The sequence below is a fragment of the Streptomyces violens genome (assembly GCF_000717745.1).
Lineage (GTDB): Bacteria > Actinomycetota > Actinomycetes > Streptomycetales > Streptomycetaceae > Streptomyces > Streptomyces violens.
The window spans coordinates 1-12,465 of record NZ_JOBH01000003.1; the positions used below are offsets into that span (position 1 = coordinate 1).

At 72.7% G+C, this 12,465-nt stretch carries 11 protein-coding genes; 5 read left to right on the forward strand and 6 right to left on the reverse strand.

Annotated features, from left to right (window positions below; translation table 11 throughout):
- Positions 1-581 precede the first annotated feature (581 nt).
- From IF04_RS38595 to IF04_RS39535, 3 genes are all read left to right on the forward strand, one after another.
- The gene (locus IF04_RS38595; RefSeq protein WP_051830791.1) at positions 582-2,000 is read left to right on the forward strand and encodes a hypothetical protein; all 1,419 of its coding nucleotides are present in this window, start codon (positions 582-584) and stop codon (positions 1,998-2,000) included.
- Positions 1,997-2,974, forward strand: coding sequence for a hypothetical protein (locus IF04_RS39530; protein WP_078599925.1), 978 nt, complete (start codon positions 1,997-1,999; stop codon positions 2,972-2,974). Before IF04_RS38595 ends, IF04_RS39530 begins: the two co-directional genes overlap by 4 nt.
- Positions 2,975-3,275: 301 nt before the next feature.
- Positions 3,276-3,449, forward strand: a complete 174-nt coding sequence (locus IF04_RS39535) for a hypothetical protein (RefSeq protein WP_245654306.1) — start codon at positions 3,276-3,278, stop codon at positions 3,447-3,449.
- A 5-nt stretch (positions 3,450-3,454) separates the two neighbouring features.
- Here IF04_RS39535 and IF04_RS0106620 read toward each other — a convergent pair whose 3' ends face one another.
- The 3 genes from IF04_RS0106620 to IF04_RS0106630 all read right to left on the reverse strand — a co-directional run bounded on the left by IF04_RS0106620 (position 3,455) and on the right by IF04_RS0106630 (position 6,529).
- A complete protein-coding gene (locus tag IF04_RS0106620) occupies positions 3,455-4,441 on the reverse strand; it encodes a PDR/VanB family oxidoreductase (RefSeq protein WP_030252328.1) in 987 nt (328 codons plus the stop codon).
- The gene (locus tag IF04_RS0106625) at positions 4,438-5,535 is read right to left on the reverse strand and encodes an aromatic ring-hydroxylating dioxygenase subunit alpha (protein ID WP_030252331.1); all 1,098 of its coding nucleotides are present in this window, start codon (positions 5,533-5,535) and stop codon (positions 4,438-4,440) included. Before IF04_RS0106625 ends, IF04_RS0106620 begins: the two co-directional genes overlap by 4 nt.
- Positions 5,536-5,740: 205 nt before the next feature.
- Positions 5,741-6,529: an IclR family transcriptional regulator gene (locus IF04_RS0106630; RefSeq protein ID WP_030252333.1), complete on the reverse strand. Its 789-nt coding sequence runs from the start codon at positions 6,527-6,529 to the stop codon at positions 5,741-5,743.
- Between the two features lie 136 nt (positions 6,530-6,665).
- Between IF04_RS0106630 and hemG the strand changes: the two genes are divergently transcribed.
- Positions 6,666-8,144 carry a protoporphyrinogen oxidase gene (gene hemG / locus IF04_RS0106635; RefSeq protein ID WP_030252335.1) on the forward strand — a complete coding sequence of 493 codons (1,479 nt, stop codon included), beginning with the start codon at positions 6,666-6,668 and terminating at the stop codon, positions 8,142-8,144.
- 2 nt (positions 8,145-8,146) lie between these two features.
- On the forward strand, positions 8,147-8,887 hold the full coding sequence (gene hemQ, locus IF04_RS0106640) for a hydrogen peroxide-dependent heme synthase (RefSeq protein ID WP_030252339.1): 741 nt from the start codon (positions 8,147-8,149) through the stop codon (positions 8,885-8,887).
- A gap of 23 nt (positions 8,888-8,910) precedes the next feature.
- On the opposite strand, the gene IF04_RS0106645 is transcribed toward hemQ, so the two are convergent.
- From IF04_RS0106645 to IF04_RS0106655, 3 genes are all read right to left on the reverse strand, one after another.
- A complete protein-coding gene (locus IF04_RS0106645; RefSeq protein ID WP_030252341.1) occupies positions 8,911-10,446 on the reverse strand; it encodes an alpha/beta hydrolase in 1,536 nt (511 codons plus the stop codon).
- A gap of 184 nt (positions 10,447-10,630) precedes the next feature.
- Positions 10,631-11,419: a DUF4142 domain-containing protein gene (locus IF04_RS0106650; protein WP_051830792.1), complete on the reverse strand. Its 789-nt coding sequence runs from the start codon at positions 11,417-11,419 to the stop codon at positions 10,631-10,633.
- Positions 11,420-11,570: 151 nt separating this feature from the next.
- The gene (locus IF04_RS0106655) at positions 11,571-12,464 is read right to left on the reverse strand and encodes a TIGR04222 domain-containing membrane protein (RefSeq protein ID WP_051830794.1); all 894 of its coding nucleotides are present in this window, start codon (positions 12,462-12,464) and stop codon (positions 11,571-11,573) included.
- Position 12,465 lies beyond the last annotated feature (1 nt).

The following is a 12,465-nucleotide window of genomic DNA, read 5'->3' on the forward strand; positions in this document are numbered from 1 at the left end:
CAACGCCGAGGACATGAAGAACGCCAAGCTCCCCTGGGGCGACCCGGTGGAGGAGCAGCACCACTGGTACGAGGTCGGCCACTGGGTGAAGTCCTTCGTATGGGACGGCCTGATCGTCGACGGCGTCTGGGGCACCATCAAGGGCCTGGGGACGCTGGTGGGCTTCGGCGGCTGGGACGCGATGGGCCAGGCCTGGAAGGGCCTGGCACAGCTGGCCACCGGCCTGGCCATTTCCTCCATCCCCGGCGTCGGCGCGGCCTTCTGGACGCTGCCGGACGACAAGCTCCCCTCCTGGCTGCGGGATTCGCGCACCGCGATGAAGGAGACCGGCAAGGCCCTGGTGGCCTGGGACGAGTGGGGCAAGAACCCGGCCCGTGCGGCGGGTGCGGTGACGTTCAACGTCGTCACCACCGTCTTCACCGGCGGCGCGGGCGGTGCGGCGGCCGGTGCGGGCAAGGCCGGCGCGGTCGCCAAGGCGCTGTCCGTGGCCGGTAAGGCGGGCAAGGTCATCGACCCGATGACGTATGTCGCCAAGGGCGCGGGCGCCTCCGGAGGGCGCGACCAGGCTGCCGGACGGCAACGTGCGGCTCCCCGACGACGTGCCCGCGCTGCCGGAGAACGCCACCCGGCTGCCGACGAATCCGGGGGAGCCGGCCCGGTACTTCGACGGCGACGGCAACGTCCTCGACCAGCACGGCAACGTCCTGGACAGCATCGACAACGCGCCCAAGGAGGGCTCGCCGCACGTCGAGCCGCCCGCGGGCTCGGGCCTGCCCCGGGTGGATGCCGACAGTCCGGCCAAGGTCCCGGCCATGGCCGGTGCTGCCCACGCCGCCGACAACGCCGGCCACGTCCACCTGGGCAACAGCCTCGACACCCAACTCGGTGACACGGGCCGCCTCGCCGACGATGTCGGTACGCCGGGCGGTCATGTGGGCGACAACGCGCCGGGCCACCTCGGCGACACCCCGGGCAACGGCCTGCCGGGGCACCTCGGCGACACCCCCGGCGGCCTGCCCGGCCGCATCGGCGACACGCCCGGCGGCACGGCCGACCACCTCCCCGGCGGCCACGCCGACGACCTGGCACACGGCCCCTCGGCCAGCCACGAACCGCCCACGGGCGGCGGGCACACGGGCGGTCACGGCGACGGGCCGGGCACGGGCGGGCACGAGGGTCATCCCGGTTCGCACGGTGAAGGCCCGGTCGGCGGCCACGAGACGCCTGCGGGCGGACCCGGTGGCGAAGGCGGCCCCGGCGGCAGCGGACCGCACGGGCCCACGGGACCGCATGGGCCGGACGGTCCGGAAGGCTGGGAGCGCCACGCGGACGACTCCGGTCCGCTCGAGCGTGGCAGCGAGCTGGAACAGCAGGTCCGGGAACAGGTGCGGGGCACCGCGGTCAAGCACGGCGACGTGGAACGCATCCTGCAGAATCTGGCCGACGAGCCGGCGGGCCGGGAAATCGCCGACACCATCGCTTCGGGGCGTTTCAGGGACGCTCCCAATTTCTCGAGTGTGGTGTCCGCGCTGACCGGAAAGGGGGAAATCTCCGGCTGTCTCGAACAGATCCGGCTGGCCAACCGTCTGCACGAAAGCGGACTCACCGACATTTCGTTCGAGATCAAGCAGGGCGGGCACGAGATCAAGCCCGGTGTCTTCACCGAAGCGAAGACCGACCTCGACGTCATGGCGCGGGACGCGGATGGAAATGTCCATGGCTGGCAGTTCAAGGACATGACCGGAAAGGATTCGCCCGCCGATCCGGCGAAGGTCACCCGTAACATCTTCAAGAAGATCGGTCAGCTCACCGACTCGAAGGCGGACATGCAGACCTTCGTCGTCGAAACAAAGGCATCACGGGCCGAAATGGCCACTCAGATCGGACGATTCCAGAAGGGGTACGACTTCGATGGCGTGCAGTTCGTCATCCGCTCGCCGGACGGTATCCTCTTCGTCCCGCGTGACGGCGGGATGTTCATGCCGGAGGGAGCGCTGTGATCGCTAGTACGCCTGTGGCCCGCTGGGACTGGGGCCGCGACGACGAGTCGGCGGACGCCCTCCTGCTGTGCCTCCGTGATCTCCTGACCGCGTTTTCCGTATTGGCCGAGCACCGGTTCGCCAGCGGTGCACCGACCGTACGTGTTTCCGTCAAAGAGGCGGGAAAGACGAACACCTTCCTTTTCGAGGGCGAGTTCACCGCAGCGGGTATGCGAACCCCGGCCGAGACGGCCGAAGAGCTCGCCGGCGAGGTGCGGGCCGCCCTTCGCCCCGGTGCGGTCGGCGGGGTGTCGGCCGATGTCGCCTGCACGGGCACGGTGGCCGGGGCGGAGGGGGAAAACCGCCAGGAGAATCTGTTCCGGCTCGGCGCCCACGCGGCCGCGGATTTCGTAAGTGTGGAAATGACGACGTCCACGGATGTCTGGATGCCGTACGACCTCAAGGGCCGTTCTCAGCCCGCGGTGCACCAAGCCAACGCGCCACGCCTGGCCGCCGCCCTGCGCGACCTTGAGAAGGCGCTGGAGTCCGAGACCGAACCGGACGACCCGACCCACTTCGGCAAGCCGACCGAGACCGGTGTCGAGAACCGCCGCGAACCGGACGGGACCCCGTCCGATGTGTGGTCCCGCTTCGAAATCCCGTCCCGGACCGAGGTCTTCCGCCACGCACCCGCGTTCCGCCCCGGATACCGACGCACGGCGGACGGCGATGTGCAGTACGTTCCCATCCGGAGCGAGCACGGTGTACTGGGCTACCTCTGGGCCTCCGACGCGGACAACGCCGCGAGCTTCGAGCCCCGCGCCGCCGCCGACGAAGAGGGCCGCCGGGTGGGGCTGGCCTGGCTGGACCACCTGGCCGCCGCGTACGACCGGGGTCTGTCCCCCTCGCGGGCCCTCGTCGAGCTGACCGGCCCGGCGACGCCCCCGGCCACCCTGACCCTGACCTCACTGCGCGAACTCGCCCGGGAGGACTGAAGCTGCGAGGGGAAGAGCCGGCTGAGAAAGCGGTCCACGTGACGCGCATCGATATCGATGACCCCGAGGCCGAGGAGGGCCATCTGCTCCTGTATCTGGGGGAGTTGTTCACCGGTGAGGTCGAGGAGCGGGCGGGGTGGCGGGTATTCCATCGAGGAATTCATCGACCTGTACGGTGTGCTGATCCCGCACGGGAATGTGGAATCCAATCTCCACGCCGAGCCGTTCCTCAGCCTCGCCCCGGTACTCTCGATGCCCTTGACGCGGGGCCGACGGCCGAATCTCGTACTACAGCAGCCCGTTGGGCATTCTGCGGCGCCGCTTGGTCGGCCGGAATGCAGAGACGTGCGACGAGGCATTCACCCGCAATCTCCGCTGGGAGCCGGCCGATTACCTCGGCGGGAGCGGCCATGTGCGGATCACCGAGGCCGAGGCTGCCGCTTTCATCGAGCAGATGAGCCAGGGGTACGCGTAAGCGGGTCAGAGGGCGAGTCTCAGGCGCGGGCCGTGGCAGCGGGAGACGCAGATGAGCATGGTGTCGCCGGCTGACCGTTCCGCGTCCGTGAGGAGGTGGTCGCGGTGGTCCGGGGTGCCGGACAGTACCTCGGTCTCGCAGGTGCCGCAGGTGCCGGCGCGGCAGGAGGACAGGACCGGTACGCCGGCGTCCTCCACCGCTTCCAGGATCGAACGGCCGGGCGGTACGCGTACGGTGGGCCCGGAGTCGGCCAGCTCGACTTCGAAGGAGCGGCCCTCGGCGGGTGCCGGGCGGAAGCGCTCCACCCGTAGCGCGCCCTCCGGGAGGCCCGCCGCCTCGCATTGCTTTTCTGCCGCGGCGAGCAGCGCCTCGGGGCCGCAGGCGTACACGAGGGTGTGCGCGTGCGGACCGCCGTCCGTGGCCGGGTCCGCGGCCCGTAGGAAGCCCGCCAGGTCCAGGAGCCCGTACTCGTCCTCCGGGCGCAGCGTGACGCGCTCCCCGTGTGCGGCGAGCCGGTCGGCGTACGCCATCGAGGCGCGGGTCCGGCCGCCGTACAGCAGTCGCCAGTCCGTCCCGGCCTCCTGCGCGCGGGCGATCATCGGGAGCAGCGGGGTGATGCCGATGCCGCCGGCGAGGAAGAGACAGCGGGCGGGAGGGGCGGACGGCGGCTCGAAGGGGAAGTGGTTGCGGGGTGCGGAGGCGGTGATCTTGTCGCCTGTGGTGAGGTGATCGTGTATGTGTGCCGAGCCGCCCGTGCTCGCGGGTTCCCGCAGTACCGCGACTCGCCACTCGGCCTGTACGGCCGGGTCTCCGCACAAGGAGTACGAGCGGGCCAGCCCCGGCGCGAGGTGCAGGTCCAGGTGGGCGCCGGGGGACCAGGCGGGCAGCGCGCCACCGTCCGGGCGGCGCAGCGACAGTTCGCACACGCCGTCGGCGACGGTCCGCTTGCGCGCGATGACCAGGTCGAGGAGGTCGACGGAAGCGTCACTCATCGGGCCGCCACCGCTTCCGGCCCGCCCGACACCCCGCCCGCTGCCGGCTTCGCCGGCCCCGCGATCATCCGCTCCAGTACCCGCCGCGCCGCCAGCCCGCCCGCGTCGATGCCGACGCTCAACTCCTGTACCAGGCGGCCCTCTTCCTCCGCCGTGACCTTCTCCAGGATGTCCAGCGCCGTCACGTCCTGAAGGACGACGGTGCGATTGAACTCGTGCAGGAAGGTGCTCACGCCCTCGTCCTCGCGCGCGAAGTCCCGCGCCACCAGCCAGAAGTCGTACGTGGTGGTCTCGGTGGACGGGGTGATGGCGTACGCGATCTCGGTGTGGAAGGCGTCCGGGTCGCTGCCGTCGGCGCCCGGTACCGAGCCGACCGGCGCGATCCGGCTGTGCAGCAGATACAGACAGGGCGCGTGGTACTCGATGTCCTGCCAGCGGCTGACGCGGCCCTTCAGGCCCGTGGAGTCGGCGTAGAAGGGCGGGCACTCGGCGTCGTCCATGCGCCGGCTCACCCGGACGATGCCGCGCTCCTCGTCGGCCTCGGTGGTGATCGGGGTGGCGGCGACCTCCGGGGTGCCGATGTACCCGCCGTGCAGGAACGTCTCGTGGGAGAGGTCCAGGAGGTTGTCGACGAGCAGGCCGTAGCGGGCGTTGAGCGGTTCCATGCCGCGGACGACGGTCCACTCCGGGTCGGCGAGCCAGGGGGCGCGCGGTACGGCGGACACGTCCGCGCGCGCCGGGTCACCGATCCACACCCACACGAAGCCGTCCAGCTCGGCGAGGGGGTACGAGGCGACGCGCGCGGTGCGCGGCACGCGGGCCTGACCCGGTACGGAGACGCAGGTGCCGGCCCGGTCGTACGTGAAGCCGTGGTAGCCGCAGACCAGCCGGCCGTCCTTCAGCGTGCCTTCGGAGAGCGGGTAGCGGCGGTGGACGCAGCGGTCGGCGAGCGCGACGGCCGCGCCCTCGGGTGTGCGGTACAGCGCCAGCGGCTCGCCGCAGACCGCACGGGCGAGGACCTCCTCGCCGCCGACCTCGCTGCCGTACGCGGCGACGTACCACTGGTCGCGGGCGAACGCGGTGGGAACGGGCATGGCGCGGCCTCCTTGACGCACAGGGGACCCGGACGGCCCCGGGTGTCGCCACAGACTGGGCGGCGCCCCGGAGACCGGCAAGGGCCTCTTCCAGCAGCTGGAAACATGCGTGCACGGGGGTTGCGCGCCGCACCCCGGATACGCAAGGCGCCCTCGAAGGCCCGACACGCAAGGCGCCCTCAACGGCCGGATGCGCAAGGCGCGCTCAAAGAATCGGCAAGCTCCGCGAGATGCCCTGCGCGGCGACGCGTACCGCGGGCGCGAGCAGAGCCGCGCGCCCCTCGCTCACCGGGACGACGACCGACAGCGCGGCCACCGCCCGGCCGTCAGGACCCCGCACGGGCGCTGCCACGGACACCGCGTCCATCGTGATCTGCCGCTCGCTGACCGCCACTCCGGAGGTACGTACGTCCGCGAGGACCGACCGCAGCAGTGCCGGGTCGCCGATCGTGCGCTCGGTGAAGCGGCGCAGCGGCGCGGCACACACCTGGGCGACCACGGAGGGCAGCGCGTACGCCAGGAGCGCGAGGCCCACCCCGGTGGCGTGCAGCGGCCAGCGCGCCCCGACCCTCGTACGCACTCCGACCGCGGACCGCCCCGAGATCAGCTCGATGTAGACCGTCTCCAGGCCGTCCCGTACGGCGAGTTGGACGTTCTCGTGCGTCGCTTCGTAGAGGTCCTCCATGAAGGGCAGCGCGGCCTGCCGAAGCCCCACGCCGCGCCGCGCGAGCACCGCGATCTCCCACAGCCGCAGCCCGATCTCGTACCGGCCGTCCGCGCGGCGCTCCAGTGCGCCCCACTCCGTCAGCTTGCCGGCGAACCGGTGTGCGGTGGCCAGCGGGAGGCCGGCCCGGCGGGCCAGCGCGGTCAGGGTCAGGCTGCGGTGCGCGTCGTCGAAGGCGCCGAGCAGCGCGAGCACCCGGTCGGCCGCCGACCGCCCGGGCCCGCTCCCGGCGCTGGCCCCGGCTCCGGCCTGCGGATCGTGCAGCGCCATCGCGCCCCCACCTCCGCTAGCCCGGCCGCCCATCCGTACGCCCGGCCGCCCGTCCGTACGTGAAGCCGCGAGCATAGTGGAGCCGCGGACCGGCTCCCAGGGCCGGGCGCCGGGCGGGCTCTGAGAGAGTGGGGGCATGAGCACAGCGCACACCGGTACGGGCCAGGAGCCCGGTCGTACGGGCCACGCGCCCGGCCACGTCGTAGTGATCGGCGGCGGCATCTCGGGTCTGGCAGCCGCGCACCGCGCGCTCGACGGCGGCGCGCGAGTGACCGTACTGGAGGCGTCCGGGCGCCTCGGCGGCAAGCTGCGGGCCGGCGAGGTCGCGGGCGTCCCGGTCGACCTCGGTGCCGAATCCATGCTCGCCAGGCGCCCCGAGGCGGTCGAGCTCGCGCGGGCCGTCGGGCTCGGCGACCGGCTGCAGCCGCCGTCCACCGCGACCGCCTCCCTCTGGACCCGCGGCGCGCTGCGCCCGATGCCCAAGGGGCACGTCATGGGCGTGCCCGGTGACGCCGCGGTGCTCGCCGCCTCCGGTGTGCTCTCCGAGGCGGGCCTCGCGCGCATCGAGGAGGACGCCGAGCTGCCGCGCACCGAGGTCGGCGAGGACGTCGCGGTCGGCGAGTACGTCGCCGAGCGGCTGGGCCGGGAGGTCGTCGACCGGCTCGTCGAGCCGCTGCTGGGCGGCGTGTACGCGGGCGACGCGTACCGCATCTCCATGCGGGCCGCCGTGCCGCAGCTCTTCGAGGCGGCGCGGAACCACCGCTCCCTGACGGAGGGCGTACGGGCCATTCAGGCGCGCACCGCCGCCACCGTCCACCAGACGGGGCCCGCCGCCGCAGGACCGGTCTTCATGGGCATCGACGGTGGCATCGGCACGCTGCCGGGCGCGGTCGCCGACGCGGTACGGGCCAAGGGCGGCGAGATCCACCTGAACACGGCCGTGGACGCGGTACGGCGGACCGGTGACGGCGGCTGGGAGGTGCACGTCGAGGACCGGGTCCTGACGGCCGACGCGGTCGTACTGGCCTGCCCCGCGCCCGCCGCCGCCCGCATCCTCCGCCACGAGAGCCCCGCCGCCGCCACGGAGCTGGACGGCGTCGAGTACGCCTCCATGGCACTGGTCACCATGGCCTTCCGCCGCGCCGACGTCGAGGGGCAGCTCACCGGCAGCGGCTTCCTCGTCCCGCCGGTCGACGGCCACAAGATCAAGGCGGCCACGTTCGCGAGCAACAAGTGGGGCTGGATCGACGCCGCCGACCCGGACCTCTTCGTGCTGCGCACCTCGGTCGGGCGCCACGGGGACACCGCCGACCTGGCGCGCGAGGACGCCGAGCTGGTGGACCTCTCGCTGGCCGACCTGCGCGAAGCGGTCGGGCTGCCCGCCGCACCCGTAGAGGCGCGCGTCACCCGATGGGACGGCGGCCTGCCGCAGTACCCGGTCGGCCACCTGGAGCGGGTGGCCCGCATCCACGAGGCCGTGGGCCGGCTCCCCGGCCTCCGGGTGTGCGGCGCGCTCTACGAGGGCGTCGGCATCCCGGCCTGCATCGCCGGCGCCACGAAGGCCGCCGACGCGGTACTGGCCACCCTGACGCCGGGCATTCCGGCCGACGAGTGAGAATGGACGACATGACTGACGCCACCCCTGGGCCCGCGCCCGAGAAGACCCCGAACGCCGGCAAGAAGGCGAAGGACCTCAACGAGGTCATCCGCTACACCCTCTGGTCGGTGTTCAAGCTGCGTGCCGCCCTCCCGGAGGACCGCAGCGGTTACGCCGAAGAGGTCGACGAGCTGTTCGAGCAGCTCGCCGCCAAGGACGTGGTGGTCCGCGGCACGTACGACGTGTCCGGTATCCGCGCCGACGCCGACATCATGATCTGGTGGCACTCGGAGAGCTCGGACGCGCTCCAGGAGGCGTACAACCTCTTCCGCCGCACCAAGCTCGGCCGCGCCCTGGAGCCGGTCTGGTCGAACATGGCGCTGCACCGCCCCGCCGAGTTCAACAAGTCGCACATCCCGGCCTTCCTGGCCGACGAGCAGGCGCGCGACTACGTGAGCGTCTACCCGTTCGTGCGCTCGTACGACTGGTACCTCCTGCCCGACGAGGACCGCCGCCGGATGCTCGCGGACCACGGCAAGATGGCCCGCGGCTTCCCGGACGTGCGTGCCAACACCGTGCCGTCCTTCTCGCTCGGCGACTACGAGTGGATCCTCGCCTTCGAGGCCGACGAGCTGTACCGCATCGTCGACCTCATGCGGCACCTGCGCGGCTCCGAGGCGCGCCTGCACGTCCGCGAAGAGGTCCCGTTCTACACCGGCCGCCGCAAGCCGGTCTCGGAGCTGGTGGCCGGGCTGGCCTGACCGGCCACCGGGCCCGGCCGGGCTCACTCCTCGCCGGGCTCGGGCTCCTTGTGCGGCTTGCAGAACGCATCCCGCGCCGGGACCCGCCCGGTGAGCAGGTAGTCCTCGGTGTACTTGTTCACGCAGTCGTTCTCGCTGAAGGCGATCCCGTGCGTGCCGGCGTCGCGCTCGGTGACCAGCGTCGACCCCGCCAGCCTGCGGTGCAGCTCCTGCGCTCCCGCGTACGGCGTGGCGCCGTCCCGCTCCGCCGCGAGCAGCAGTACCGGGGGCAGCGCCCCGGGAGCCGTACGGACGTCCAGCGGGCGCTGCTGCATCGCGCGCGCCGGCCGGGGCCAGAACGCGCAGGGCAGGTTCATCCACGCGTTGTCCCAGGTCTCGAACGGCGCGACCTGGGACACGATCGTGTTGTCGCGGTCCCACGTCGCCCAGTCCCGGGGCCAGTCCGCGTCATTGCACTCCACGGCCGAGTAGACCGCGTCGCCGTTCTCCTTCGACGCCGCGTCCGCCGGGTCCGGCGCCGCCTGCGCGATCAGCGGCTTCGGATTGCCCTTGAGGTACTTGGACAGCGCGGCCGCCCGGATGGGCCAGTAGTGGTCGCTGTACCCCGCCATCAGGAAGGCGGACTGCAGCTGGGCCGGGCCGACCTTGCCGCCCGCCGGTTTCCGCCGCAGCTGTGCGGCCGCCCGGTAGTACGACTTGCCCACCGCCTCCGCCGTCGTGCCGAGGCGGTACCTCTTGTGGTGCTTGGCCACCCAGGTGCGCCAGTCGAGCCAGCGGCCCTCGAAGGCGATGTTCTGTTCGAGGTTGTTGCGGTACCAGATGTGGTCCGGGGCCGGGTTCACGACGCTGTCGAAGACCATGCGGCGCACGTGCCCTGGGTAGAGCGTCGCGTACACGGCCCCGAGGTACGTGCCGTACGACGCGCCCATGAAGGTCAGCTTCTTCTCGCCCAGCGCGGCGCGCAGCATCTCCAGGTCACGCGCGTTGTTCAGCGTGTTGTAGTGCTGCAGCGCCGGTCCGGCCCGGCGCGCGCAGCCCTCGGCGTACTCCCGTGCCTCCTTGAGCTTCTGCTGCTTGAAGCGCTCCGAGGGGTGCACCGGGCTGTCCGAGGGCGCCTTCGAGGACTGCTCGGGGTCCTCGCACGAGAGCGGCGCGGACCGCCCCACCCCGCGCGGCGCGTAGCCGACGAAGTCGTACGCCCTGGCCGTGCGGCGCCACTCGGGCAGCTCGCCGTACATGGGGAAGGCCATCGCGGAGCCTCCGGGGCCGCCGGGGTTGTAGAGCAGCGCACCCTGCCGCTCGCGCGCGGGGCCAGTGGCGCGCCGCCGGCTGACCGTGAGGTCGATCTGCTTGCCTTCGGGGTGCGCGTAGTCCAGGGGCACACGGACCTTGCCGCACTCCACGCCGGCCGGGAGGTGCTCCACGGGGGCGCAGCGGCCCCATGAGATCTTCTTCGGGGCGGGCGCGGGGAGCCCGGTCTCCGCGCCGTCCGCCGGAGCGGCCGCCAGGGTGCCCAGGACCAGTGACCCGATGGTGCCGAACAACGCTACTGACTTCACAAGCCGTCCCTTCGTGGGTCACCGTGCCGCCCCGAATGGCGTCACCGTGTGTGACAAAAGGGATACTTGAGCGGGGATTTGATGATGTAAAGCACCGGGCGCCGGTGTCGGAAGGGATGCCCCGGAAGAGACCGTACGGGGGCGCGGGGTGGCTGCCTCCGGGGCCGGCGCTCGGCCTCCGGGGTCAGCGCTCCTCGTCCTCCCCGTGGGACCGGCCCGCGCGTCCGGTGCCCTCAGGGCCGGGCGCCGAGGCGGCCGGCGGCAGCGAGAACGTCGCGGACGGGGTGGCGGGCTCGGGCGGTGCGGGCGGCGCCGACGGCGTGGGAGGTACGGGCGGCGGCGCGGCCGGGGACGTCGGCGAGCTCGACGCCTGGGTGTCCCGCGCGATGGCGTCGAAGTCCACGACGCCGGTGCGTTCGAGCACGGTGATGTGGTCGAGCACGGTCGTGTTGGCGTCGTCCGCCAGCTCGCGGACCAGCGAGTTGCGGGTGGTCGCGCGGACCTGCGCGACGACCGTGAAGACCTTGCCGTGCGCCAGCCGCAGGATGTTGGCGAACTTCCGGTCGTACTCGGTGCCGCGCGCGGCCTCCAGTTCGGAGAGCCAGCCCTGCTGCTGGTCGTTGGGCTGGTTGGGCAGGTCGACGCCGAGCTGCCCGGCCACCTGCCGTACGTGCCGGTCGAGTTCGGCGTGCCCGGTCACGAGGTGGTCGCCCGCGGTCCGTACGGCCTTCGTGGTACCGCGCTCCTGCGCCTGCTGCCCGGCCGGCAGCTCCCACAGCCCGGCCAGCCGTACCTTGGTCACGAAGTCGCGGTCGAGCGCGGAGAGCGGGCCGGCGCGGGTGGCCACGGTGCCCTCGTCGGGGTCGGTGCCGGCCGCCGACAGTCCGGCGAAGGACAGGATGGGGAAGAGCAGTGCGGCTGCCGTCGCGACGAGTGCGGCGACGACGAGACCGGTTCCGGTGACGGTTCGCATGGTGCCTCCTGGTGCGGCACCGCACGCTATTCGGGCCGGCCCGGCCCGCGCCCCCGTTCGGCGAACCCCGCTCAACGGGAGGCGCGTGTTGGTACGTTGGCGGGTTTCCGGGGCCGCTCGCGTGGGCAGGGGCGCGGTTTCAGAGGCCCGGTCAGCTTCCCGAGCCGCACCACGTCCCGCCACTGTCCCCGGCCGCGCTCCAGTCGGCTCCCGGGCCGGTCGAGGACACCGCGGCGGCCGCGGCGCTGCCGGCCGCCGCCCGCTGCGCCTCCAGCAGGTGATCGCGCAGCACCCGGTCCACCAGCACCGCCACGCCGCCGACGGCCACGGTGAGCGCGGCGGACCGGTCCGCCGGGCCGGCCACGGCCGCCCTGTTCGCCGTACGGAACTGCTTCAGAGCCCGCTTGCCGGCCTTCGTGATGCGGCGGCGCACGGCGCTCCGGCACAGCGTGCCGACGAAGATCCCCGCGAACACCGCGGGCGTCACCTTCAGTACGAACGGCATGTTCTGCGGGTACTGCGGAGCGCCGTCGTCCAGCGCGCCCGTCACCGACTGGAAGATGCCGAGGAAGAAGACGCACATGCACGCGCCGATCTGCAACCGGGCCAGCTGCCGCCAGCGCCGGCCCGCCTCCGGGCGGCGCAGCAGGCCGCGGTCGGCCAGCCGGTCACCGATCTGCTGGACGGCCGCGCTGCGCATGACCGTGGGGCGCAGCCGCGTCAGCGAGCCGCCGGGCGTGCGTGCGAGCGCTTCCAGTACCGCGGACTCGACCGGGTCGTGCGAGACGGCGGGGCGGCGCGCGGTGACCGTTCCGGGGCCGCCGATCGCCAGCCGGCCGTCGCCGTGCATCCCGGCGATCGCCGCGTCGGCGACCCGGCCGGGACCGCCGGCGAGGAAGGCGTTCTCCCAGAGGCCGTGCGAGTCCACGTCGACGAGCACGGTGGTCCGGGGGGACGGCGTGGCGCGGCGGGTGTGGACCGTACCGGCGATGAGCACCACTGAGGAAGCGGCGACGGCCCAGTACACCAACTGCGCGAAGGACAAA

Bases quoted from the DNA above. Each gene is read 5' to 3' on its own strand.
- IF04_RS0106620 (WP_030252328.1), bottom strand. From the start codon at position 4,441: ATGAGTGACGCTTCCGTCGACCTCCTCGACCTGGTCATCGCGCGCAAG.
- IF04_RS0106625 (WP_030252331.1), bottom strand. From the start codon at position 5,535: ATGCCCGTTCCCACCGCGTTCGCCCGCGACCAGTGGTACGTCGCCGCG.
- IF04_RS0106630 (WP_030252333.1), bottom strand. From the start codon at position 6,529: ATGGCGCTGCACGATCCGCAGGCCGGAGCCGGGGCCAGCGCCGGGAGC.
- hemG (WP_030252335.1), top strand. From the start codon at position 6,666: ATGAGCACAGCGCACACCGGTACGGGCCAGGAGCCCGGTCGTACGGGC.
- hemQ (WP_030252339.1), top strand. From the start codon at position 8,147: ATGGACGACATGACTGACGCCACCCCTGGGCCCGCGCCCGAGAAGACC.
- IF04_RS0106650 (WP_051830792.1), bottom strand. From the start codon at position 11,419: ATGCGAACCGTCACCGGAACCGGTCTCGTCGTCGCCGCACTCGTCGCG.